Source organism: Gammaproteobacteria bacterium (genome assembly GCA_030680605.1).
In the GTDB taxonomy this organism is placed as follows: Bacteria; Pseudomonadota; Gammaproteobacteria; order SURF-13; family SURF-13; genus JAQBXX01.
In genome coordinates this window covers 78,871-102,577 of the sequence record JAUXUQ010000001.1, presented here as the reverse complement: position 1 = coordinate 102,577, position 23,707 = coordinate 78,871, and the positions used below count along the sequence as shown (strand labels likewise).

The following is a 23,707-nucleotide window of genomic DNA, read 5'->3' as shown; positions in this document are numbered from 1 at the left end:
CTATTCCCCGTTGGAAAAACTGAAATTGGTTAAATACGACTCGTACAAGCGTATCGGCTCTACGCCATCCGGCAGGCGACGCGCTATGGCCTGAAATCGGCGGTCATCGTCGGTGACGATAAAGGCTATGCACAGGCCTTTGGCTTTGCTCACCGATTTAATGAACGGCGTGGCACGATCCACATCTACCAGCAAACCATAGGCATCTACCACTTGCCAACCGGCTGGCGGTAGTTTGTCGATGCGCCGCCCTCGACTCCCTGCGCGCAGCCACAGCAGCGGCGCAATACGGGAAAATGCACGATTGTGGTTGACGGAAACTGGAGTTTCATAGGTCAGGGTAAAGAATTCGGCGTTTTCCTCGAAGCCTTCAGCCATTGGAAATTCATCGGTGAACTTGTAGGCACCCTTGATAGATTCGCCATCGGGAGTTTTTCCAGTGATCGCAGCTTGCACGCGTGGCTTTGTGATGTAGTCGCAAATGCCGTGTTGTTCCCATTCGGCATCACCAGGTCGTAAGCCTTTCTTGCGTAACGCATCTTGTTCGGCTGCAGCGACTTCGTTGTTGGTGACGGAAATACACTGGCGATTGCCGCCATGCTGCCGATTCAGGCGCATGACTGCGTGCGCAGTGGTTCCAGACCCAGCGAAGAAGTCCAGAACGATTGCATCAGGTTTCTTTGCGACAAAAAATCTCAGTGCATCTTCAACGGCATACAGGGCTTTCGGAAATGGGAATTTCCGCTTGGGTAACATCTCAAAGACCAGCTTGCTCCCATACTCACCAGCATTGTGGGAGGCCATCTTCCATACAGTCTTTGGTTGCGTAACTTTCGTGTTTTCCGGATAGCGAACGATCAACGTTCCATCTGGCTTTCTTCCTACGGTTTCGATCTCACCTGATTCAACGCTGGCCATGATCCCCGAAGAAAGATAGGACAAAGGGAACTTCCCTGATTCGGTATCGATATTGCCAAGCCGCAATGCGCCCTTTAACAAAAGTTCCTTTGCCTTATCTGGGCCTATCCCCCAACGCCCTTCAACGCCGCTGGGGTGGTTTGGAGGCCACACTGACACAGTGCCTTTCGGTGCTTTAACGGATTCCCTTGATTGTTCCCACGGTAGAGCCTCGCCGAAAGAGTGAATCCTAGAATTTTCACAGTCGATAAACACCGGGTAGAAAGCACCTGGACTATCTGTCCTTACGCCCTGCGCCCCCCCGCGAATCAAGCTCGACCATTTCACGCTTTGGCTGGCGGCTTCGTTCTTGCCTTCATCAAGCATATCTCTTACTTCAGCAACAACTCGCGCACCGAAATAAATGACAAATAAATGCTCTTCCACGCGAGAGAAGTCACCTCCTAAAGAAGCCCCTTTTGGATTGATAACTGTTGTTATCATCTGGATACGATTTCCCTGGAACACTTGCTCCAGAAGAAGCGCCAAACGATGGGCTTCATCCTCGTCAATGGTGCAAATGAGCACCGAATCAGATGGATTTAGTAATTCTTTTGCAAGCAGCAAACGACGTTCCATAAAGGCCAGCCATTTGCTGTGCCGGTACAGATCATCTCCCTCGACGTAATCGTTGTTGTATTTCCAGTCCTTCGCCCCCGTGTTGTACGGCGGGTCAATATAGATGGCATCCACCTTGCCACGGTGCGTATAAGTCAACGCCTTCAAGACGTGGTAGTTCTCGCCATTGATGACCGTGTGAAATGGCTTGTCACCACCTCGCTGCACCTTGCCGGTACTGACCAGGCCCGGATAGATGATGTCGCGGAATTCGGCTACGACCACCAAGTCATCCAGCGCCACAGTCTGCGTCTGCGCTTCTTCCGCGCCCAGCAGTTCCAGCTCAGCCACCTTGCCGTTACCGGTCTTGTGGATGGCCTTCACCTGCCAAAGCCGCTGGTCGCCCTTCTTGGTTGAGCCGCGCTCCGGCAGCACGCGTACCTTGTCGCCTTTGCGGATGGTGCGCTGCGGCAGTTCCACGGCCTCCGGGCGGTGACGCTCGAAATTCAGGCCAAAAGACAAGCGCGAAGACAGCACCTTGTACTCGCGCTCCAGGTCTGCCCCCATCTGCGGGTCCTTAGCCTTGGCTTGGGCAATGAGATCTGTAAGCCGTGACACTGGATATCCTCAGCGGTGAAAGGTGTAGACGATGGTGGTCGCTTCCTGCACCCTGCCACTAGCGGCATAGCAAACCGACCCGCCTGTTTGTTTCAGCATGTGCTTAGGACTCCCCTTGGCTTTGATTCTTTTGTCATTTTTAGCCTGATTTCAAGCGATTGTAGCGTAATTCTGCCCAGCCACAATTATAATGGAGGCTTATTTCAGGGTATTTTCCGGCATTGAACGGGCCTCGGGCCGGAATCCGCGCCCAGGCACGCCTGCGGCTACCCTGCCCTGCCGTTTAACAACGGCCTGAAACCTCCGACTCATGGACGCTTACCCCATGCGCTTTGATGTGATCGTGATTGGCGCCGGCGCTGCCGGCATGATGTGCGCAAGCGGAACCTTTTGAATTAAACATCTGCAGCACGCCCTCTGTGATCAGCAGGGTGGCGGCTTGACACATGACTTGACTTATACTTGACTATGAATTAGTCTTTTTTCATGGTTTATATTCCTCAGTTCACCATCACCCCTGCCCTGCTTGCCGAAGTTGAGCAGATTGCGGCGCTGCGCGAGCGTATTCAAAGTGCCGTAGTGGATATTGCGTGGATACCTGCGCTCCAGAAAGATACCCGCACACGCAACGTGCATGCCTCGACGGCTATCGAAGGGAATCCACTGACTCTCGAACAGGTGCGCGCCCTCGAGGAAGGGCGCGCGCTTTCCGGGTCGGACGCACGCTCCAAGCGGGAGGTGCTGAACTATTTTGCCGGGCTGCGCTATGTGGAAAAGAATGCTGTCAAAAGAAAAATTGGGCACGCGGATATTCTGCAGTTGCACCGGATACTGGCCGGGGAGGTCATGGATCAAGGCGAGGCCGGAAAATACCGGATGATCGCCGTCAGGGTTGGCCAGTATCGCCCTCCTCCGGCGAATGCCGTTTCGGGCCTGATGTTCGAGTTGCTGGAGTGGTGGAACACGGCTGCTAAAAACCTCTCTCCGATTCTCAGCTCGGCGATTCTGCATTACCGCTTCGAGGCCATACATCCGTTCGCTGACGGCAACGGTCGTACCGGTCGTGCGCTCGCTTTGTGGGAGTTATACCGGCGCGGTTTTGATACGCATCACATTTTTTCGGTAGACGAACATTACTGGGAAGATCGGCCAAAATACTACGCCGCGCTGCAAGGTGTGCGCGAGGCTGGTGATGATATGAGTGCCTGGCTGGAATACTGTGCAGCGGGCCTGCGGGAAACTTTGGAGCGGGTATGGCTGCGAATACAAACCTTACAGGTAAAATCTGTGCAGAAACTTGTTTTGCGCCCGCGGCAAGAACAGCTTCTGCATCTGCTGCGCGATCATGGCGGTATGGCACCCGCAGAGATATGGGGGAAATTGAGAGTATCCCGTCAGGGTGCGATGGATTTACTGCGCCCGCTGCTGGATGCGGGCGTGGTTGAGAAGGTCGGCGGAAACAAGACCGGCCGGTATGTCTTGAAAAACTCATGAACGAAGCCGAAACACGCGCTGCATACATCGCTCTCGGCAGGCCAGAAGAGATTGGTAAGGTGTTTTCCGGTTGCCGGAAGCATCTTCGTCAGCAGTGGGTCATAATCTGATCCTTGGCCATCGTCCACGGTTTGGGGTGCGATCGCCCTGCCCTACCGTTTAACAACGGCCTGAAACCTCCGACGCTTAGACACCTACCCCATGCGCTTTGATGTGATTGTAATTGGTGCCGGTGCCGCCGGCATGATGTGCGCTGCCCAGGCCGGGGCCCGTGGGCGGCGGGTGTTGCTGATTGATCACGTGGAGAAACTCGGCGAGCGCATCCGCATTTCCGGCGGCGGGCGCTGCAATTTCACCAACCGCAACGTCAGCGCGGAGAATTTCCTCTCGCAGAATCCGCATTTCTGCCGCTCGGCGCTCGCCCGCTATTCGCAGCGTGACTTTATTGCACTGGTGGAGCGTTATCGCATCGCGTATCACGAGCGCGAGCACGGCCAGCTTTTCTGCGATGATTCGGCGCAGGCCATTATCGCTATGCTCAAGGCCGAGTGCGACGCGGGTGGCGTACAGTGGATGCTTCCATGCGCGGTGCAGTGCATCGAACCCATCACAAGTGACGACGGCATGCGCTTTGCGCTCGCCACCAGCCGTGGCGGCTTCCACTGCCGGTCGCTGGTGATTGCCTGCGGCGGCCTCGCGGTGCCGAAGCTGGGCGCTACGCCTTTCGGCTACAAGATTGCCGAACAGTTTGGTCTGCGCATCGTGCCGCCCAAGCCTGCCTTGGTGCCGCTCGCCCTCGCGCCAGAGGTGCTCACGCCGTTGCAGCCGCTTTCCGGAGTGGCGTTTGAGGCCGTCACACGTTGTGACAGTGTGCAATTCCACGAGAACGTGCTCATCACGCATCGCGGGCTTTCCGGCCCAGCCATTTTGCAGATTTCAAGTTACTGGCAGATGCAGGACTATCGGGAGATGCGCGATATCAAGAAACAGCCGATCACCATCGACCTGTTGCCCGGCACTGATGCCGCCGCCTGGCTGGCAGAACACCGCCACAGCAAGGTGCTGTTACACACGCTGCTCGCCGAACGCCTGCCGCGCCGCTTCGCGCAGGAATGGTGTGCCCTGCTCGGCTGGGAAAAACCCCTGAATGAATGCTCCAGGCGCGAGCTCGACGCCATGGCGCAGGCACTCAAGCATTGGACGCTGTTGCCTGCGGGCACGCTGGGCTATGCCAAGGCCGAGGTCACACTGGGTGGGGTGGATACCCATGCGCTTTCCTCCAAGACCATGGAGGCCACCGCGGCGCCGGGGCTGTATTTTATTGGTGAAGTGGTGGACGTGACTGGCTGGCTGGGCGGCTATAACTTTCAGTGGGCCTGGTCGTCGGGCTGGGTGGCGGGGCAGACTGTCTGAGCGGCAGCTATTGCAACAACACAAACAGCAGCAGCAGATTCAACAGCAGCGAGATGACAAACAGCGTTTTCCAGTGCTCGGGCCGGATGCGTTGCAGCAACGGCGGTTTGCGCTGTGCGGTGCGGGGCTGACGTGGCTGTGACAAGGCGACAGCAAAATCGGCCGCGTGCGGGTAGCGCTGGGTGGGGTCGGGTGTACAGGCCTGCCGCAGCACGTCTGACAGCCAGGCCGGGATATCGGGGTTATAGCGCTCGGGGGGCGTAAAGCGGCTGTAGCTGGGGTGGGTGAACGGCTCGATCTCGCCGTAGGGAAATTTCCCGGTGAGCATTTCGTAGAGGGTGACGGCGGCGGAATAGACGTCGGCGCGCTCGTCGGCATCGTGACCGGCGATCAGCTCCGGGGCCATGTAGCTGGGCGTGCCGATGGGTGCGGCCGATGTCGGGCTGTCCACCCGCTCGATGCGGCTGACGCCGAGGTCGAGCAGGCGCACCTGCTGGTTTTCATCGATCAGGATATTCTCGGGCTTGATGTCGCGGTGAATCACGCCCTTGCGGTGCAGGTGATCGAGACCGGTGAGCATCTGTTGCGCGATACTCAAGGCGTCGGTGACGCTGAGGCCGCTCTTGCGTTTGATGCGCGCGGCCAGTGTTTCACCTTTGTGCAGCATCATCACCGAATACAATGCACTGCGCCGCCCCGGCGGCACCGGGAGGATTTTTACGATGTAGGGACTGTCGATGCGCCGCCCTATCCACTCCTCGCGCATGAAGTAGTCCACAAACGCGGCATCCTCGGCATAGCGCGGGTTGGGAAACTTGAGCGCCACGGCCTGCTGGTTTTCGCTGTCCTCTGCGGCGAACAGGGTGGACATGCGGCCATGATGCAGGCGCTCGCCGATGACAAAGCCGTCCACCACGTCACCGGCCCTGGGCAACGGACGCATGGGCAGCGCAGTCACGTTGGCGCCGATATCGGTCACGGTTTCGGCGGGCAGTTTTACAACCCGGGCGATACTGATGCTGACGTTGTCGTTGCTGCCCTCTGCCAACGCCTGCCGGGTAATGGATTCGGCGATTTCCTGCATGCTGTGGGGGCTGTTTTGCAGCAGTGCCGTCAGTGCCTGAGGCGTCAGGGTTTCGTGCACGCCATCGCTGGTGATGAGAAAAATATCACTCTCGACCAGTTCCCCGCTGCCGCTGTCGCTGTTGAGCACGACATCGAGGCCGCAGGCACGAATGACGACAGAGCCCACATCGACGTGCGAGCGGCTGTGATCGGTCGTCAACTGCTGGAGCTGCTGATTGCGATACAGCCAGATGCGGGTATCGCCCGCATGCGCGAATGTCCAGCGCCGGGAGCGCAGCACCAGTGCCGAGAGCGTGGTCGCCCGCCCCTTGGGCTCGCCTTGCAGCACCGCACGATTGACGGCGGCAAAGCAGTCGGTCAGCGCGCGTTGCAGGTTCCAGGTTTCCGGCGTGGCGTAATAGGCGTCACGCAGCGTATTGACGGCGCACTCAGAGGCCTGCGCGCCACCCGGAATACCGCCTACGCCATCGGCCACCGCGAGCAGCGCACCGTATTCCTGATGCTGGCCCGTGCTCGGTGTGATAACGAGACAACTGTCTTCATTGGCTCTGCGCTTACCCTGCAGCGAGGAAAAACCGGCGTCCAGTATCAGCGGCATGCGCCATTATACTTTAGCTGTGGTGACCGAGGAGGCACCCCAGGTCGTGCGCCAGCGGGTCTTCACCCAGCCCAGGCCCACCAGACCAAACAAGGCCAGCGCCGCAAAGATCCAGAAGCCGAGGGCAAAATCGCCGGTCAGACCTTTCGACCAGCCGAGCGCCTTGGCGAGAAAGAAGCCCCCTATGCCCCCGGCGGCGCCGACCAGCCCGGTGACGATGCCCATTTCACGCCGGAAGCGCAGCGGCACCAACTGGAATACCGAGCCGTTGCCCATGCCGAGCGCCACCGCGCCGACAAAGAAGATCAGCACCGCAAGCCAGGCTATGGCAGGCAGCTCAAACAAGCCCCAGCCCGCCATCTTGCCTTCTACGGTCGCCAGGGTCGGCGGTACCGGGCCTTCCGGCATAAAGGCGATACTGATGTAGGCCAGCGCTACCACGACAAACAGTATTTGCAGCGCGCGGATACCACCGATGCGATCGGCGAGCCAGCCGCCGACCGGGCGGAACATCGAACCGGCAGCGACCACGATGGCCACCATCATGCCTGCCGCAATGCCTGAGGCGTGATACCAGGTGGAGAAATACAGCGGCAAGGCATTGGCCAGCCCGACAAATCCGCCGAAGGTGATGGAGTAGAAAAACATGAACCACCAGGTGTCAGGGTCACTCAGCACCAGGCCGTAGTTTTTCCAGCTCACCGGGGCGCGCTCGTCCGGCGCGTCCTTGGCCAGGATGCTGTACAGGATAAATACCAGCAGCACCGGAATCAGCAGAAAGCCGAAGACGTTCTGCCAGCCGAAGGTCTCGGCGAACCAGGGTACCAGCAACGCAGAGAGCACTACCCCGCTATTGCCCGCGCCGGCGATGCCGAGCACGATGCCCTGATACTCGGGCGGATACCAGCGGCTGGCCTGCGGTATCGCCACCGCAAAGCTGGCACCGGCAAAACCGAGCAACATGCCGAATACCTGCACATCAAATTTGCTGTGCAGCCCGAACAGCCAGGCCCACACCAATGCCAGCATCACGATGATCTGCCCCGACTGCCCGGCACGCTTGGGGCCGATATGATCCGCCAGCAGGCCCATGGGTACACGCAACAGGGCGCCTGCCAGTATCGGTACCGCCACCAGGCCGAATTTTTCTTCAATGCTGAGGCCGAGATCGGCGGTGAGGTAGACGGCGAGCGGCCCCAATACCACCCACACCATGAAGCTGATATCGAAGTACAGGAAGGCGGACAGCAAGGTCGGCCAGTGGCCGGTTTGCAGAAATTTTCGAGTGTTCATGCGTTACAACTCCATGGATGATGGTGAAACAACAGGGTTGTTGCCAGTCTGTGCAATCAGGGCTTTCAGCTCCGGGATGCACGAACCGCAATTGGTACCCGCCTTGAGCCTGTTTCCAATCGCTTCGGCGGTGCGCAGGCCTTCGTTCTGGATGGCCTGCAGCAGGGTATTGCGTCCGACACTGAAGCAGGCACACACGATCGGCCCGGTGTCTTCGGCCAGCGTGGCGCGTGCGGCCAGCAGATTGCTGCGCTCCTGCGCCGAGAGTTCGTCTGTTTGTGCAAACAGGCCCATCAGCCATGAGCGCGAAGGCAGCTCGGGTGTCGGCGCCACAAACAGACAGCTCTCAATACGACGATTGAGCAGGCGTGCCCCGCGGTAGCGCTGTGCGCCACTGTCGAGATAGTCGATCCATTCCACCTTGTCGTCGGCGTGATCCTTGGGCATGCACAACACGTCACGCGCCCACACCGACCAGTCTGGCGGCAGCTGCTCACCGGCCAGTTCATAACGCCACAGCCCCTGCCCGCGCGCCCGCACCCAATAACGGGCGTCGTTGACCGGCAGTTCGCGGCGGGACAACAGAAAGCCGTGCCACGCCGGGCGGTAAGGAGTGGCACGCACCGGGGTATGTTTGGACTCGGGCTGGCCCGAGATCGGATCCACGACCGGATTCACCAGCGTATCGATCCGCGCCTGGCGGGCAAACTGATCGGTCCAGTGCATGGGCACGAAGACACTGCCTTTTTGCTGTGTGGGTGTGAGTACGGCCCGCACCACCACCTCGCCCCGGCCACTGGTGATCCGGGTCAGCGCGTTGTGTTGCACACCGAGGGCTGCCGCATCGTCCGGATGCAGTTCGGCACAGGGTTCGTAGCTGTGGTTCGACAACCGGGGGGATTTACCGGTGCGGGTCAGGGTGTGCCAGTGATCGCGCACGCGACCGGTGTTCAGCACCAGCGGGAACTCGTCGTTCGTGGCAACCTGTGGCGGGCGCGGCAGAACCGCAATAAAACGGGCCTTTTGGTTAGGGGTAGCGAAGCGGCCCTCACCGAACAGGCGGGCGGTGCCTTGTATCCTGCCATCGTCTGTGCGCACGACCGGCCACTGTATCGGTTGCAGGGCGTCGTAGGCCGAGACCGTACTGAAGTGCAGGCCGGAAATATCAAAGGTGCGTTCGCCGTCGTTCTCAAACCCCGACAAGGCGGCGTGCTCAAAAAACACATCGGCGCTGTGGTTGTAGCGAAACGCCTCGTGATAACCCAGGCGCCTGGCGACCTCACTGATGATCCACCAGTCGGGCCTGGCCTCGCCGGGTGCAGGCAGAAATGCGCGTTGCCGCGAGATGCGTCGTTCCGAGTTGGTCACGGTACCGTCTTTTTCCCCCCAGGCCAGGGCGGGCAACAACACATGCGCCAGCGCGGTGGTGTCGGTATGGCGTACACAATCGGACACCACCACCAGCTCGCAGCGCTTGAGCGCCTCCCGCACCGCGTCGGCATCCGGCATGCTGTCCACCGGGTTGGTGGCCATGATCCAGATGGCCTTGATGCGCCCCTCGCCCACGGCACGAAACATGTCTACTGCTTTCAAGCCGGGCCGGGCTGCCATGCGCGGGGCATTCCAGAAGCGCTGTACCCGCTCACGGTGCACGGGGTTTTCCAGCTCCATGTGTGCCGCCAACTGATTGGCCAGACCGCCAACCTCGCGCCCGCCCATGGCGTTGGGCTGACCGGTGAAGGACAGTGGCCCCATGCCCGGCCGGCCGATGCGGCCGGTCAGGAGATGGCAGTTGATGATGGCGTTGACCTTGTCGGTGCCGCTGGAGGACTGGTTAATGCCCTGGGAATAGACGGTGACTGCCTTTTCGGTGTTCGCAAACAGCTCAAAAAAGCACGTGACGTCAGCGCGGTCCAGATTGCATTTTTCCGCTACGGTGGCCGCATCCCCGGCACTGTCGCGCGCCGCTTGCAGCGCGGGCTCGACACCCTCGGTATGCGCTTGCAGGTAATCGCTGCGGGCATGGCCGTGCGCATGCAAATACTGCAGCAGGCCATTGAACAACACCGCGTCGGTGCCGGGCTTTACTGCAAGATGCAGAGCGGCGCCGTCACAGGTTGCTGTGCGGCGGGGGTCGATGACAATTATTTTCGGCGCCGGATGTTCGCATCCGGCGGCCGTTGCGCGCTGAAACAATACCGGATGACACCAGGCGGCATTGGATCCCACCAGCACGATCAGCTCGGCCTGCTCCAGATCTTCGTAGCAACCCGGCACGCTGTCGCTGCCGAAGGCGCGCTTGTGACCGGCAACGCTGGAGGCCATGCACAAGCGTGAGTTGGTGTCGATGTTGGCGGAGCCGATAAAACCCTTCATCAATTTGTTGGCGACGTAATAATCTTCGGTCAGCAGTTGGCCGGAGACATAAAACGCCACGGCATCGGGACCATGCTCGGCAATGACGCGCAGAAACTGCTGCGCAACGACATTGAATGCCGTACCCCAGGAACAGCGTTTTCCCTCCACCTCCGGGTACAGCAGCCGATCGTCCAGCGCCAGCGTCTCGCCCAGCGCCGCACCCTTGGAGCACAACCGCCCCTTGTTGGCGGGGTGAGCCGTGTCACCACTGATGTGTACGTCATCCGGCGCCATAGTGCTGGCCACGATGCCACAACCCACGCCACAGTACGGGCAGGTGGTTTTGACGCTGCGCGCCTGGGTGGCACGCTCAGGCATGCTGCAACGCTATGCTGATCATGCTGTGTTCGACCTTGACCGGGTAGCAGGCGGTCTGGCCTTGATCCGGGGCAGCGGCGGTACCGTCGTTCAGATCAATGATCCAGTTGTGCAACGGGCAGGTGACGCGGGTGCCATGCACAATACCCTGCGACAGCGGGCCACCTTTGTGTGGACAGGCATCGCGCAAGGCAAACACCTGATCGCCGGCGGTACGAAACAGTGCGATATCGCCCTGCACGGTGCGTATGACCCGCGAACCCCGGCGCGGAATGTCGTCGAGTTGCCCGACTTCGATCCACTGTGGTTCAGCAATGCTGGAGGCAGGCATCACACCACCTGCTTCAGCGGGATGTATTCGTGGCGGTCGGCCTCACCTTGTGCGCGTTCGGCCCACGGATCGACCTGGGCATATTTCTGTGACTCGATAAAGCGCTGATACAAATGCTTGCGGCCCTCGCCATCCTCTACTACGCGCTGTTTGACATAGGCGAGACCGACACGCTCGATCCACGGTGCGGTGCGATCGAGATAACGCGCCTCTTCGCGGTAAAGCTGGATAAAGGCACAGCAGTATTCCTCGACCTCGTCTTCTGTCACCACCTTGCACAGCAAATCGGTCGGCCGTATCTTCACGCCGCCATTACCACCGACGTGCAGCTCCCAACCGGAGTCAACAGCGACGATGCCAAAATCCTTGATCGTGGCCTCGGCACAGTTGCGCGGACAACCCGACACCGCCATCTTGAATTTGTGCGGCATCCACGAACCCCAGGTACGGTGCTCCAGACGCACGCCCATGGCGGTCGAGTCCTGGGTGCCGAAACGGCACCACTCCTTGCCGACACAGGTTTTGACGGTGCGCAGCGCCTTGCCATAGGCATGGCCGGAGACCAGGCCGCCCTTGTTGAGATCGCCCCAAACGGCGGGCAGGTCTTCCTTTTTCACCCCCAGCAAATCGATGCGCTGACCACCGGTGACCTTGACGGTGGGTATCTTGAACTTGTCGACCACATCAGCGATGGTGCGCAACTCATTCGACGTAGTCACACCCCCCCACATGCGTGGCACCACGGAATAGGTACCGTCTTTCTGGATATTGGCGTGTACGCGCTCGTTGATGAAACGCGACTGTGGATCGTCCTGGTATTCCGCCGGCCAGGCACATAGCAGGTAATAATTGAGCGCCGGGCGACACTGGTGACAGCCATCCGGCGTGCCCCACTCAAAGTAGCGCATCACCGCATTGATGTTGAGCAGGTGTTGCTCGCGGATAACAGCCCGCACCTCATCATGGGTATGTTCCGTGCACTTGCACAACGGCTTTTCCTTGGGCGCTGCGCTGTAGCCACCGCCCAGCACCGAGGCCATGATCTGCTCGACCAGGCCGGTGCAGGAGCCGCAGGAGGATGAGGCCTTGGTGTGGGCGCGCACCTCTTCCAGCGTGAACAATCCCTTTTCGCTGATGGCCTTGACGATGGTGCCCTTGCAGACGCCGTTGCAACCGCAGACCTCCATGGCATCACTCATGGCCGCGGCCTTGTTCTGGCCGCCATGGCCCGCGTCACCGAGATGGGCCTGGCCAAACATGAGCTGATCACGGAAGGCACCGATGTCGGTGCCGTCGCGCATGAGCTGGAAATACCAGGCGCCATCGACGGTGTCGCCGTACATGACGGCGCCCTGGATGCGGTTATCACGTACCACTACTTTCTTGTAGGTGCCCTGCGAGGCGTCCTTGAGCACGATCTCCTCACTGTGCTCGTCGCCGGTAAAGTCGCCGGCGGAGAATAAATCGATGCCTGTCACCTTGAGTTTGGTGGAGGTGACCGAACCTTCGTAACGCGCATAGCCGAGATGGGCGAGGTGATTGGCGCACACCTTGGCCTGCTCAAACAGGGGTGCGACCAGCCCGTAGCTCTGACCGCGGTGCTGCACACACTCGCCTACGGCATACACTGCCGGGTCATAGGTTTGCAGGGTGTCATTCACCACAATGCCGCGTTCGCAGTAAATGCCGGATTTCTGCGCCAGTTCAATATTGGGCCGGATGCCCACGGCCATCACGACCAGATCGGCATACAATTCGCTGCCATCCTTGAAGCGCACCCCACGCACCCGTTCCTCACCCATGATCTCAACGGTTTGGGCAGGCATGTGGAAGTGCATACCGCGCTGCTCCAGCGACTTGCGCAGCAACAACCCGGCGTTCCTGTCCAGCTGCCGCTCCATCAGCGTGTCGTTGATATGCACCACGGTCACACTCATGCCCTGGCGCATCAGCCCGTTGGCGGCTTCCAGACCGAGCAGTCCGCCACCTATGACCACCGCATGCTGATAGTCTTTTGCCGCAGCGGTCATCAACTCTACATCGTGGATATCGCGAAAGGTCACGACACCGGGCAGGTCATGCCCCGGCACCGGAATCATGAACGGATTGGAGCCGGTGGCGAGCAGCAAGCGGTCATACTGTGCTGTCGTGCCATCGGCGGCACGTACCCGATGCTTGCTGCGGTCTATCTCCACCACATTTTTTCCTGCATGCAGGGTAATGCCGTGCTCCGCATACCATGGCCGATCGTTCAGCATGATCTCAGGCAGGGTTTTCTCTCCGGCCAGCACGGGGGAAAGCAGAATGCGGTTATAGTTGCCGTAGGGCTCGGCCCCAAATACGCTGATTTCATATTTGTCCGGCGCGAGCTTGAGCATCTCTTCCAGCGTGCGCACCCCCGCCATGCCATTACCGATCAACACCAGTTTTTCTTTCTTCATCATTACAGCACCTTGAACACAGTTAAGCCCTGTTCAGCAAGTTGCAGGCCAACAGTGATTTATCGCTGCATCTCAATGTTATTACTGGTGTTTTCATGATTGCGCGAGGTCTGTGGCGGGAAATATGCACCAAATGTATACAACCGTGCTGCGCCGCTCACACTATTGGTGCATATCTGCACACAATGTGACGATGACAGCCCGTACGGATGCGGATTTTTCGCGTGGTACGGCATTTGCTATAGTGCGGCGTGTGGATACCCATCGCCCTGACACACGGCCCATGACTGTGACTGCTGTTATTCTCGCTGGCGGACAGGCGCGGCGCATGCACGGGATTGATAAAGGGCTGCTTGCTGTCGCGGGAAGACCATTGATCGAGCACCTGCTGATCACCCTGCGTGGGCAGACCGATGATATCGTGATCAGTGCCAACCGCAATCTCGCACACTACGCGACCTACGGCGTGCAGGTCGTCAGCGATGCAAGGTCAGGTGCACAAGGGCCACTGGCCGGCATCTACCGCGCCCTTTGCTGCACGACAACCGAATACCTCCTCAGCGTACCGTGCGACACACCCTGCCTGCCGCGCGACCTGGTCCAGCGCATGATCACGACGGCACGGCAGCAACAGGCCGCCGTGTGCGTCGCGCACGACGGTGTGCGTCCGCAACCCGTTATTACCCTGCTGCATCGCGCATTGAGAGCAGATTTATGCCAGTATCTGGATGCCGGACATAGAAAAGTGATGGATTGGCTGCTGCGTCACAACCCGGCCCTTGCCGATTTTTCAGATCAGCCAGAGGCCTTCGTGAACCTGAACACGCCCGATGATTGTCGCAGACTGGAGTTGAGCTGCAACACCCCCATCGCATGCTGAAGGCAGGCAATACTCCTGTATTGGGCTTTGTCGCGCCCAGTGGTACCGGCAAGACCACCCTGCTGACGCGCTTGCTGCCCTTGCTGAAAGGGCACGGCTTGCGTGTTGGCGTTATCAAGCATGCCCATCATGCCTTTGATACGGACATCCCCGGCAAGGACAGCTATGAACTGCGCAAGGCCGGCGCCCGCCAGATGCTGGTGGCCTCACGTCAGCGCACCGCACTCATCACCGAACATGCAACGGACAAGGAGCCGGTACTGACTGAGTTGCTGCAGGCGCTGAAGCATGACAGCCTCGATCTGGTACTGGTTGAGGGTTTCAAACACACGCCCTACCCCAAGATCGAGCTGCACCGGCAGGCCATGGGTCAGCCCCTGCTCTATCCACATGACACCAGCATCATCGCACTGGCCACCGACGATGCAACACTCGCACCCCTTACCCTTGCCCTGCTCGACATTGATAATGTGCAGGAAATGGCAGGTTTTGTACTGGCTACACTGGATCAACTACGATGAAACACAGTTTACTCAGCGTCGATGACGCACGCCTGCACATACTCAGTGCCATCACGCCACTCACGCAACAGGAGACACTCCCGCTGGCCAATGTCCTCGGACGGGTGGCCGTCGAGGTGTGTTCTGCGCTCGATGTACCCCCCAGCGCCAACTCGGCTATGGATGGTTACGCCCTCAGCGCCGCCGACCTGCCCGCCTCAGAAACATCTGACCTGGTATTGGCGGGTATCGCCTATGCCGGTAAACCCTATACCGGCAACAGCGTACTCCCGGGTCAATGCATACGCATCATGACAGGCGCAGTACTGCCCGCAGGCACGGATACGGTCATCATGCAGGAGCAGGTCGAGTGTCACGGCGACATGGTGCAAGTCGGGGCAGGACATGTACCCGGCCAGAACGTACGACTGGCCGGTGAGGACATCGCACGGGGTCAGACGGTCATGCAGGCGGGCAGACGTATAACGCCTGCCGATATCGGCTTGCTGGCTTCCCTCGGCATTAGCCATGTCACCGTGCTGCGTCGCCCGCGCGTTGCTTTTTTCTCTACCGGTGACGAGCTACGCGCACCCGGCGAGGTGCTTGGCCAAGGTGATATCTATGACAGCAACCGCCCTGCCCTGCGCGCGATGTTGCAGCGCCTGGAGGTGGAAGTGCACGACCTGGGTACCGTGCGCGATCAGCGCAGTTTGGTGAAAAATGCCCTGCTGGAGGCGGCAGGGAGGGCTGATGTAGTCATCAGCACGGGCGGCGCTTCCGTAGGTGATACGGACTTTATCAAGGACTGTCTGGAGGAGTTGGGGCAAGTCGACTTCTGGAAAATCGCCATGAAGCCCGGCAAGCCGCTGGCCTTTGGCCGGGTCGGTGCAGCACTGTTTTTCGGCCTGCCCGGCAACCCGGTTTCTGCCATGACGACGTTTTATCAGTTTGTACAGCCAGCACTGCGCCGTATTGCGGGTGAAGTTGTTACCACGCCATTGCTGCTGAAGGCCATCTGCACCGAAACCCTGAAAAAGGGTCCGGGCCGCACTGATTTTCAGCGGGGCATCGTCGATACTCGGGAGGACGGACAGCTGCGGGTGCGCAGTACCGGCGAGCAAGGCTCCGGCATACTCACGTCCATGAGCAAGGCCAACTGCTATATTGTTCTGCCGGCAGATCGCGGCACTGTTCAGGCCGGCGAACAGGTAGATGTACAGCCCTTTGCAGGACTGATATAAGCCCCGACGTCACCGGGCCGCTGTTCCGGCCCGATGTTGTCTGCTTCAGGTCGAGTCCGACACACCTCCGTGGCCGGACTGGATCGCGCTGAGCTTAGCCGAGGCGGGCAGCGCGGCGGGCAGCACGCGCCATTTTTCTGCGCTTGGCGGCTGCACGGCGGGCGGCACGACGGGCTGCGGCCTGTTTTTTGGCGTAGGCACGCTCCCATTTGCTGGCGAAGGCGGCTACGGCCTTGGCCTTGGCGGCCTTGATGCGCGCAGCGGCCTTGGCGGCTACTTGTTTGGCACGACGCTCGGCCTTTTTGGCCTTTACTTCGGCGGCCCGCTTCTTGGCGGCTATCCGCTTCTCAAGCTTCAGCTTGGCGGCCTTGAGTTTGGCGCGCGCAGCCTTCACTGTTGTCTTCTTCTTGGCGGTTGGGCGTCCGCGCCTCTTCACTACTTTCTTCTTGGCTTTGGTTGCTGCTTTCTTAGCTTTCGTTTTCTTAGCTGCTGTCTTTTTTGCTTTAGCCATGATGGTGTTAACTCCCTCCAATAAGTTAAGAGCAATTTACATTATAAACACAAATGTTATGAGTGCAATCAAGTTTATTTTACGGTGACGTTAGCGTGGGTCAGGGTGAGTATCATCTCACCACTCGGCGGGCACATATTTCAGTGCGCTGAATATGCCGGATAGTGCGCTAAAATTATTTCAGCGCACTGCGCCAAATGTAAGTGCGCGCTGACGACTCTCTTCGTTCTCAATCGCTGACTGTTCGGGCTGCCAACCTGCATCGGCTTCAGGCCAGCCTTGCATATGTCTTTGCGCCAGATCGCAGAGGGCGGCAATGTGCGCCGGATTGTCATTCAAGGCAGGAATATAGTGGTATTCCCGTCCGCCCGCGCCAAGAAAAATATCACGGTTGACCATCGCCACCTCTTCCAGCGTTTCCAGACAGTCAGCCGAGAAGCCGGGGCACACAACATCGACACTGGCCACACCCTCTGACGCCCACTGCCGCAGTGTGTGATCGGCATAAGGCTGCAACCACTCCTCGCGACCAAAGCGGGACTGGAAAGCGACTTGCCAGCGTTCCGTGGAGAGCTGCAGTCTTGCCGCAACAAGACGGGCAGTTTTCAGGCACTCACAGTGATAGGGATCCCCTTGCGTGAAAAAACGTTTGGGAATGCCATGAAACGAAAACAACAGCCGCTCCCCGGGCGGGCGCTGTCGCCATGCCTGCCGGATGCTGTTCGCCACCGCATCAATATAGCCGGCATCATCGTGATAATGACTGATCATGCGCAGCTCGGGGAGCCAGCGCCAGCGCTTCAGCTCGTCACTGACGGCATCGAATGTGGAGGCCGTGGTTGATGCCGAATATTGAGGGTAGAGTGGCAGCAGCAGTATGTGGCGAACATTCTGCTCGCGCAGCTGCTGCAAGGCGGAAGCGATTGAGGGATTGCCGTAACGCATACCCAGGGCAACCGTCACCGGACCGGGCAATCGCTGCCGCAACGTTGCCTGCAGGGCTTCTGCCTGACGACGGGCTATCGCCAGCAAGGGTGATCCCTGTGGCGTCCATATTTTCTGATAGGCATGCGCCGAACGTGCTGGGCGGATGCGCAAAATCACGCCGTGCAGCACACACCACCACAGGGCGCGATTCATCTCCACTATCCGTGGATCCCACAGAAACTCCGCCAGGTAGCGGCGCAGGGCCGCCGGTGTAGGCGCATCAGGCGTGCCAAGATTGGTCAGTAGTATCCCGACACCCGACTGCACACCATGTGCGTAGTTTTCACTGCCCTGAAACATCATGATGCTGCCTTGGGATTGGCGCAGTAGTCGTTCAGACAGGCGCTGAATTCCTTGCCCAGTTGTGGATGGCGCAGGCCATAGGCTACCGTGGCTTCCAGATAGCCCAGCTTGCTGCCGCAGTCATAGCGCTTACCCGTAAACTGGTAGGCCAACACCTGTTCTGTTTGCAGCAGTCTGGCGATGGCATCCGTCAGCTGAATTTCACCCTGGGCACCGTCGTTCTGGGACTCCAGCAGACTGAAAATCTGGGGTGACAGGATATAACGGCCTACCACCGCCAGCGTCGAACGTGCATGGGCGGCTGCGGGTTTCTCCACGATCGCGGTAACACGCCCCAGCCCTGGTTCAATGGCATCAACATTCACTATGCCGTATTTGTCTGTGTCCGAAGCCGGAACCTCTTCCACCGCAACCATGGAGCAGGCGTGTTTACGGTACTGTTGCGTCATTTGCGTAAGACAACCGTGATCACCACCATCAATCAGGTCATCGGCCAGTACGACGGCGAAGGGTTGCGCGCCGACGATTTCCTTCGCACACCATACGGCGTGCCCCAGGCCCAGGGCCTGTGGCTGGCGTACATAGGCGCAGGACACGCCTTTGGGAAGAATGTCGCGCACCACCTTGAGCAGCTCGGTATTACCGCGCTTTTCCAGCTCCTGTTCCAGTTCATAGGAGTGATCGAAATGGTCTTCGATCGCCCGTTTGTTGCTGCTGGTGACAAAAATCATCTGGGTGATGCCTGCCGCTGCCGCCTCTTCCACGGCATATTGGATCAAGGGCTTGTCAACGATAGGCAACATCTCTTTGGGGTTTGCCTTGGTGGCGGGAAGAAAGCGGCTGCCCAAGCCGGCAACAGGAAAGACTGCCTTGGTAACCTGCACGCTCATGCCTTGGCGATGTCAAATGTGATCGCGTTAAAGCGGTCTCGCGGCAGCGTTGCGTGCAGTTCCGCTATCCGGCACCGGATCGGCTGGCGCAGTTCACGCTGACCAGGGCCGACACATGCCCGCCCCTCTTTATCCGGCAGACCATGCAGCAGGGCTGCAACGCACCGTCTCAAGGCCGTCAAAATCATTTGGATGCTCCTGCAGATGGCATGGCGTTACCTAATCCAGTATGCGCTAAGGGCATCAGGCCAGCCCCGTCGCAGCGCATTGCCGCACATCCATACGGTAAGCAGGGCGCAAAAACAGCTGCAACAGTCATCCGGCAGTGAGCGGGGCGCGTGGTGCGAGTCACACCGTCGCCTGCCGCTCGCAGACAGGGTGGGCTTGCGTTATTGTTTGCCCGGAAATAATACCGAAACCAGGAAGGCAAGAAACAGCACCAGCCCAAGTACACCAAACATTATCCAGGTCAAATCCATAACATCCACTCCTCAGGTAAACATGTCAGCGTACAACGTCTGCGCCCAATCAAGCGCGGCTCCGCCCTTGGCAGGGTCGCGCGATTCATCCGTGCCGGTACTGTCCTTGGCCGGGCTGAAGGCCTTGGTAGCCTCATCGTAATTGTAGCTCACCCACATACTGATCGCCTCGTTCGGTTCGGTATTCACCAGCGAGTAGCACACGCTGGCAGGGCTGGCCCAGTCAATCACCTTGCCTGCTTCATGCGCGGCAATGACCTTGGCCACGTATTTGCCTTCACTGTTGGCGAGATGCGCACTCTTGGGGAAACCCATCGGCCGGCTGTCGCCAGCCACGTACACGCGCGGGTCACCCGGCACGTGGTATTTCAGCACATCAATGTTCGCTTCCTTTTGCGGGCTCTTGGGATCTACCAGGCCTGCTACCTCAATCAGCATGGAGGCACGCACCCCGGGGTAAATCGCCGCCGCATCAAACGGGTAGGAGTCAAATTCGGTTTCAATGGTTTTCGTGTCCGCATTCACGCCGGTGATATTGACCGAAGGAACATAGTCTATATAGCCCTTGTACAGGTCATCAAACGCAGCGCGGAAGCCTGCTTTCTTGACTGCGATATCGGGATTGTGATCCAGCAACAGCACCTTACCCTTGATCTTGTGCTGTTTGAAGTAAGACGCAATCATGCAGGCACGCTCATACGGCGCGGGCTTGCAGCGGAAGTTTCCGCTGGGCACGGTCTGCACAAAAATCCCGCCCTTGAAGGTTTCGATCTTGTGTTTGATCGAAACGTGTTCGGTACCCATCATCCAGCCTGCCGGATGCTCGGTACGCAGGCGATATTCGGTTTCCGGATCCTTGATGCCAATACGAGTGTAGTCGTAATCTATGCCAGGCGCCAGCACCAGATAATCGTAGCTGATCTCGCCCTGGTCGGTGTATACCTTGCGCGCGCTGCGATCCACGCCGGTACAGGTGGCACTGAAAAAGATGTAGCCGCCATTTCTGGCCGCGTCGAGAAAGCTGTGCCCGGCGAGAAACTCAAGATTGATGACGCCCGAATACCACAGATTGCTGGAAAAACAGGAGCTGTACATCGCACGTTTTTCCACCACCACGACATCCAGCTTGGCATTTTCCTTTTTGAGATATTTGGCTATGGTTAACCCGGCGGTACCCGCACCGATTACCACTACCCGCGGGCCTTTGGGTTTTGGCAGATAGGCCTTGGTGCGCACCACGGCGGCCGATTTCGGGGCCGCTTCTACCTGTGCTGCGTGACCACCCATTCCCACCGCAGCTATTGCAGCACCCGTCAATTTTACAAAATCGCGTCGTGATATCTTGCTCATGGCTGACTCTCTCGCGGCAGATGAAAGGGTGATGCGCTGTGCAGTAGCCTATACCAAGCCGGTCTTTATGAAAAGAGGAAACAATGTTGTCATGATGTTGCAGCAGGACAGCGGCGCGCAACACAACAGTGCGTGCATGCAGGACGTGGTTTACACACGTGTTTCGCGTGCATGACAATCAAGGCATGGAATTCGTTGAACAGCGCCAGCCGGTCAGCCCTGCCCAGCTGCCCTTCTATGGTGGCGCGCAGGGTTTCATAGCTCTCGTTGCCCTGGATTAACGCCAGCCGGCTGAGCAAACGACGCGTATAGGCATCCACCACGAACACGGGGCGCTGAAAGGCATACAGCAGGATGTCATCCGCTGTCTCGGGACCAATGCCGTGTACCGCCAGCAGGGCTGTGCGCAAGCGCGCTGTATCCAGGCGGGTCAGCGCATCGAAGCCGCCCTGCTCGTTATACCAGCGGCAATAGCTGTGCAGGCGGCGCGCCTTGACGTTGAAGTAACCCGAGGGCCGAAGCAGCTGTGCCAGCCGCGCGTGCGGCGTGCCGGTTATGGCCGTGGGGCTGAGCAGTTGAACCGCACGCAGATTGGCAATGGCCCGCTCCACATTGCGCCATGCGGTATTCTGTGTCAGTACCGCACCCACCATCACCTCAAACGGCGTCTCACCCGGCCACCAGTGCTGCGCGCCGTGCTGCCGATAGAGACTGCGATAGAGTGTCTGCAGCCGCATCTGTATCAGGCATTATCCGCCGCGAGATCGGTGTCTCGCGTGCGCTGCACCTGGTTGTTGCGGCCTTTGGCGCTGTCCGCTGCGCGGTTTTTCAGCAACCCGCACTATCGGCTCAATCTCCAGTCCGGCGAGCTCACGCAGGCTGTTTATTTCTTCAGGCGTCAGATCCTTGTGCTGTCCACGCCGCAGGCTGCGTGCAAGCAGAATGTCGCCATAGCGCACCCGGGTGAGCCGACTTACCTTGAGACCCTGCGACTCCCATAGACGCCTCACTTCGTGTTTGCGGCCCTCTTTCAGCACCACGTGGTACCAGTGATTGGCACCTTCTCCACCGGCATCGACGATGCTGGTGAAATGCGCCATGCCATCTTCCAGCATGACGCCACGCTGCAGGCGCTGCAGCATGTCGGCATCGACCTCGCCCAGTACCCGCACGGCATACTCGCGCTCGATCTCACGTGACGGGTGCATGAGGCGATGGGCCAGTTCGCCGTCGGTGGTCAGCAGAAGCAGGCCGGAGGTGTTGATGTCGAGGCGGCCGATGGTAATCCAGCGCGCAGAACGCAGCACTGGCAGCTGTGTAAAGACGGTCGTACGCTGCTCCGGGTCGTCGCGGGTACAAATCTCGCCCACGGGCTTGTGGTAGGCCAGCACGCGGCACTTCCCGCCACTGAGCCGGTGCTGTGGCACCGGTTGACCATCAATCAGGATTTTATCCTGCGGTGTTGCGCGAGCACCCACAGTCGCAGTCACGTCGTTCAGGGTGATGCGGCCCGCTTCGATCCAGGCCTCGATCTCCCTGCGCGACGCATAACCTGCACGCGCCAGCACCTTTTGCAGTTTTTCACTCACCGGAGGACGCTGCGTTGGCCACCTCGCCGCTCACACCAGCAGAAGCTCCTGTATCCGCAGACTGCGTATCTGCCGGATCGTTTTCCAGCATAGCGAACATGTCCGCATCCGGCGCATGGATTTCCGACAATGGCGGTAACTGATCCAGGCTGGTGAGGCTGAAGTGGTCCAGAAACTGGCGCGTCGTACCATAGAGTACGGGCTTTCCCGGCACATCACGATGGCCGATGCTCCGTATCCACTCGCGTTCAAGCAGTGTCTTGATGATGGAGGTACTTACTGCGACTCCACGCACGTCTTCAATTTCACCGCGCGTAATGGGCTGACGGTAGGCAATCAAGGATAGTGTTTCCAGCAGCGCACGCGAATAGCGCTGCGGACGCTCTTCCCACAGCCGTGCCAGCCAGGGACTCAACTCCTGTCTGGCCTGAAAGCGGTAGCCGCTGCCGACCTCGACCAGCTCGACACCCCGCGTGGCACACTCCTCTCCCAGCATGCCCAGCAGTTCACCCACCTGCTCGCGTGATGGCCGCCCCTCGTCGTTGAACAGCGTTAACAGCCGTTCCACGCTGAGCGGCTCTTCTGCCACATACAGCGCTGCCTCGATCACATTTTTCAATTGACTGGTATTCATTGGTTTGTGCTTGCGGCCCTTACGTAAATGGGCGCCCATGCCTCATTCTGGGTGAAATCGATCAGCGACTCCTTGACCAGTTCGAGCAGGGCGAGAAAGGTAACCACCACGCCACTGCGGCCATCGCTGATGTTGAACAGCGTGCTGAATTCGACAAACCTGTCTCCACGCAACTGGCTCAGCACCTGCGACATGCGCTCCCGCACCGACAGTGGCTCACGCTGGATGTGGTGATGGGTAAACATCACGGCACGCTGCATCAGCTCTCTGAAGGCGTGCAGCAACTCATCGAGGTTTACCGTCGGCTGAGGCCGGGTGTGTTGCGCCAGCGTCACTACTGCCAGCGCATGAAACACGTCGCGCCCCAGCTGGGGCCGCGCATCGAGTTGATCTGAGGCCTGCTTGAAGCGTTCGTATTCCTGTAGCCTGCGCACCAACTCCGCCCGCGGGTCGTCCTCTTCAGTGATCTGGGGCGGACGCGGCAGCAGCATGCGCGACTTGATTTCGGCCAGTATGGCGGCCATCAGCAGATATTCCGCCGCCAGCTCCAGTCGCAGGCCCTGCATCAGATCCACATATACAATATATTGCTCGGTGATGCGTGCAATGGGAATATTGAGGATATCCAGGTTCTGGCGCTTGATGAGGTATAGCAGCAGGTCCAGCGGGCCCTCGAAGGTGGTTTCAAGAATGATCTCCAGCGCGTCTGGCGGTATATAGAGGTCTTGTGGCAGGCGCGTCAGCGGCGCGCCCTGGATGATCGCCAGTGGCAGTTCGGCCTGGACCACGTCAACGCTGCCTTGAGTATCGATCTGCAT

General features: G+C 59.2%; 20 protein-coding genes. 5 read left to right on the top strand and 15 right to left on the bottom strand.

What is annotated here, in order from left to right:
* The gene (locus tag Q8L89_00490; protein ID MDP1707548.1) at positions 1–2,133 is read right to left on the bottom strand and encodes a DNA methyltransferase; all 2,133 of its coding nucleotides are present in this window, start codon (positions 2,131–2,133) and stop codon (positions 1–3) included.
* 486 nt (positions 2,134–2,619) lie between these two features.
* Between Q8L89_00490 and Q8L89_00485 the strand changes: the two genes are divergently transcribed.
* Both Q8L89_00485 and Q8L89_00480 read left to right on the top strand, forming a co-directional pair.
* Positions 2,620–3,627: a Fic family protein gene (locus Q8L89_00485; GenBank protein MDP1707547.1), complete on the top strand. Its 1,008-nt coding sequence runs from the start codon at positions 2,620–2,622 to the stop codon at positions 3,625–3,627.
* 201 nt (positions 3,628–3,828) lie between these two features.
* Positions 3,829–5,040 (top strand): NAD(P)/FAD-dependent oxidoreductase, encoded by a 1,212-nt coding sequence (locus Q8L89_00480; GenBank protein ID MDP1707546.1) that lies wholly within the window; start codon positions 3,829–3,831, stop codon positions 5,038–5,040.
* Positions 5,041–5,047: 7 nt separating this feature from the next.
* On the opposite strand, the gene Q8L89_00475 is transcribed toward Q8L89_00480, so the two are convergent.
* From Q8L89_00475 to nirB, 5 genes are read right to left on the bottom strand one after another with little or no spacing between them, the layout of a single operon-like run.
* Complete coding sequence (locus Q8L89_00475; protein ID MDP1707545.1) at positions 5,048–6,724, bottom strand: bifunctional protein-serine/threonine kinase/phosphatase; 1,677 nt, start codon at positions 6,722–6,724, stop codon at positions 5,048–5,050.
* A gap of 6 nt (positions 6,725–6,730) precedes the next feature.
* Positions 6,731–8,017, bottom strand: a complete 1,287-nt coding sequence (locus tag Q8L89_00470; GenBank protein MDP1707544.1) for a nitrate/nitrite transporter — start codon at positions 8,015–8,017, stop codon at positions 6,731–6,733.
* 3 nt (positions 8,018–8,020) lie between these two features.
* Positions 8,021–10,753: a molybdopterin-dependent oxidoreductase gene (locus tag Q8L89_00465; GenBank protein MDP1707543.1), complete on the bottom strand. Its 2,733-nt coding sequence runs from the start codon at positions 10,751–10,753 to the stop codon at positions 8,021–8,023.
* A complete protein-coding gene (gene nirD, locus Q8L89_00460; protein ID MDP1707542.1) occupies positions 10,746–11,084 on the bottom strand; it encodes a nitrite reductase small subunit NirD in 339 nt (112 codons plus the stop codon). The genes Q8L89_00465 and nirD overlap by 8 nt, the downstream gene beginning before the upstream one ends.
* Positions 11,084–13,525, bottom strand: a complete 2,442-nt coding sequence (gene nirB / locus Q8L89_00455; GenBank protein MDP1707541.1) for a nitrite reductase large subunit NirB — start codon at positions 13,523–13,525, stop codon at positions 11,084–11,086. Before nirB ends, nirD begins: the two co-directional genes overlap by 1 nt.
* A 193-nt stretch (positions 13,526–13,718) precedes the next feature.
* Here nirB and mobA point away from each other — a divergent pair, with 193 nt between their 5' ends.
* Genes mobA through Q8L89_00440 form a run of 3 tightly spaced genes read left to right on the top strand, consistent with a single transcriptional unit; the run spans position 13,719 to position 16,146 of the window.
* On the top strand, positions 13,719–14,405 hold the full coding sequence (gene mobA / locus Q8L89_00450) for a molybdenum cofactor guanylyltransferase MobA (protein MDP1707540.1): 687 nt from the start codon (positions 13,719–13,721) through the stop codon (positions 14,403–14,405).
* A complete protein-coding gene (gene mobB, locus Q8L89_00445) occupies positions 14,399–14,926 on the top strand; it encodes a molybdopterin-guanine dinucleotide biosynthesis protein B (protein MDP1707539.1) in 528 nt (175 codons plus the stop codon). The genes mobA and mobB overlap by 7 nt, the downstream gene beginning before the upstream one ends.
* On the top strand, positions 14,923–16,146 hold the full coding sequence (locus Q8L89_00440; protein ID MDP1707538.1) for a molybdopterin molybdotransferase MoeA: 1,224 nt from the start codon (positions 14,923–14,925) through the stop codon (positions 16,144–16,146). The genes mobB and Q8L89_00440 overlap by 4 nt, the downstream gene beginning before the upstream one ends.
* Before the next feature lie 94 nt (positions 16,147–16,240).
* Here the strand turns inward: Q8L89_00440 and Q8L89_00435 are convergent, their stop codons facing one another.
* From Q8L89_00435 to Q8L89_00395, 9 genes are all read right to left on the bottom strand, one after another.
* The gene (locus Q8L89_00435; GenBank protein MDP1707537.1) at positions 16,241–16,657 is read right to left on the bottom strand and encodes a hypothetical protein; all 417 of its coding nucleotides are present in this window, start codon (positions 16,655–16,657) and stop codon (positions 16,241–16,243) included.
* 180 nt (positions 16,658–16,837) lie between these two features.
* On the bottom strand, positions 16,838–17,947 hold the full coding sequence (gene hemH / locus Q8L89_00430) for a ferrochelatase (GenBank protein MDP1707536.1): 1,110 nt from the start codon (positions 17,945–17,947) through the stop codon (positions 16,838–16,840).
* Positions 17,944–18,837 carry a UTP--glucose-1-phosphate uridylyltransferase GalU gene (galU, locus tag Q8L89_00425; GenBank protein MDP1707535.1) on the bottom strand — a complete coding sequence of 298 codons (894 nt, stop codon included), beginning with the start codon at positions 18,835–18,837 and terminating at the stop codon, positions 17,944–17,946. Before galU ends, hemH begins: the two co-directional genes overlap by 4 nt.
* Positions 18,834–19,025, bottom strand: coding sequence for a hypothetical protein (locus Q8L89_00420; protein ID MDP1707534.1), 192 nt, complete (start codon positions 19,023–19,025; stop codon positions 18,834–18,836). Before Q8L89_00420 ends, galU begins: the two co-directional genes overlap by 4 nt.
* A gap of 303 nt (positions 19,026–19,328) precedes the next feature.
* The gene (locus Q8L89_00415) at positions 19,329–20,666 is read right to left on the bottom strand and encodes an FAD-dependent oxidoreductase (GenBank protein ID MDP1707533.1); all 1,338 of its coding nucleotides are present in this window, start codon (positions 20,664–20,666) and stop codon (positions 19,329–19,331) included.
* Between the two features lie 89 nt (positions 20,667–20,755).
* Positions 20,756–21,403 (bottom strand): endonuclease, encoded by a 648-nt coding sequence (locus Q8L89_00410; GenBank protein MDP1707532.1) that lies wholly within the window; start codon positions 21,401–21,403, stop codon positions 20,756–20,758.
* A 12-nt stretch (positions 21,404–21,415) separates the two neighbouring features.
* Entirely contained in the window at positions 21,416–22,255 is an 840-nt protein-coding gene (gene rluB / locus Q8L89_00405) for a 23S rRNA pseudouridine(2605) synthase RluB (protein MDP1707531.1), read from the bottom strand.
* Positions 22,248–22,889: an SMC-Scp complex subunit ScpB gene (scpB, locus tag Q8L89_00400; GenBank protein MDP1707530.1), complete on the bottom strand. Its 642-nt coding sequence runs from the start codon at positions 22,887–22,889 to the stop codon at positions 22,248–22,250. The genes rluB and scpB overlap by 8 nt, the downstream gene beginning before the upstream one ends.
* Complete coding sequence (locus Q8L89_00395; protein MDP1707529.1) at positions 22,886–23,707, bottom strand: ScpA family protein; 822 nt, start codon at positions 23,705–23,707, stop codon at positions 22,886–22,888. Before Q8L89_00395 ends, scpB begins: the two co-directional genes overlap by 4 nt.

What these genes read in the sequence shown, in the direction of transcription:
- Q8L89_00485 (MDP1707547.1), top strand. Translation starts at nt 2,620, where the DNA reads ATGGTTTATATTCCTCAGTTCACCATCACCCCTGCCCTGCTTGCCGAA.
- Q8L89_00480 (MDP1707546.1), top strand. Translation starts at nt 3,829, where the DNA reads ATGCGCTTTGATGTGATTGTAATTGGTGCCGGTGCCGCCGGCATGATG.
- Q8L89_00475 (MDP1707545.1), bottom strand. Translation starts at nt 6,724, where the DNA reads ATGCCGCTGATACTGGACGCCGGTTTTTCCTCGCTGCAGGGTAAGCGC.
- Q8L89_00470 (MDP1707544.1), bottom strand. Translation starts at nt 8,017, where the DNA reads ATGAACACTCGAAAATTTCTGCAAACCGGCCACTGGCCGACCTTGCTG.
- Q8L89_00465 (MDP1707543.1), bottom strand. Translation starts at nt 10,753, where the DNA reads ATGCCTGAGCGTGCCACCCAGGCGCGCAGCGTCAAAACCACCTGCCCG.
- nirD (MDP1707542.1), bottom strand. Translation starts at nt 11,084, where the DNA reads ATGCCTGCCTCCAGCATTGCTGAACCACAGTGGATCGAAGTCGGGCAA.
- nirB (MDP1707541.1), bottom strand. Translation starts at nt 13,525, where the DNA reads ATGAAGAAAGAAAAACTGGTGTTGATCGGTAATGGCATGGCGGGGGTG.
- mobA (MDP1707540.1), top strand. Translation starts at nt 13,719, where the DNA reads ATGACAGCCCGTACGGATGCGGATTTTTCGCGTGGTACGGCATTTGCT.
- mobB (MDP1707539.1), top strand. Translation starts at nt 14,399, where the DNA reads ATGCTGAAGGCAGGCAATACTCCTGTATTGGGCTTTGTCGCGCCCAGT.
- Q8L89_00440 (MDP1707538.1), top strand. Translation starts at nt 14,923, where the DNA reads ATGAAACACAGTTTACTCAGCGTCGATGACGCACGCCTGCACATACTC.
- Q8L89_00435 (MDP1707537.1), bottom strand. Translation starts at nt 16,657, where the DNA reads ATGGCTAAAGCAAAAAAGACAGCAGCTAAGAAAACGAAAGCTAAGAAA.
- hemH (MDP1707536.1), bottom strand. Translation starts at nt 17,947, where the DNA reads ATGATGTTTCAGGGCAGTGAAAACTACGCACATGGTGTGCAGTCGGGT.
- galU (MDP1707535.1), bottom strand. Translation starts at nt 18,837, where the DNA reads ATGAGCGTGCAGGTTACCAAGGCAGTCTTTCCTGTTGCCGGCTTGGGC.
- Q8L89_00420 (MDP1707534.1), bottom strand. Translation starts at nt 19,025, where the DNA reads ATGATTTTGACGGCCTTGAGACGGTGCGTTGCAGCCCTGCTGCATGGT.
- Q8L89_00415 (MDP1707533.1), bottom strand. Translation starts at nt 20,666, where the DNA reads ATGAGCAAGATATCACGACGCGATTTTGTAAAATTGACGGGTGCTGCA.
- Q8L89_00410 (MDP1707532.1), bottom strand. Translation starts at nt 21,403, where the DNA reads ATGCGGCTGCAGACACTCTATCGCAGTCTCTATCGGCAGCACGGCGCG.
- scpB (MDP1707530.1), bottom strand. Translation starts at nt 22,889, where the DNA reads ATGAATACCAGTCAATTGAAAAATGTGATCGAGGCAGCGCTGTATGTG.
- Q8L89_00395 (MDP1707529.1), bottom strand. Translation starts at nt 23,707, where the DNA reads ATGCAGATCGATACTCAAGGCAGCGTTGACGTGGTCCAGGCCGAACTG.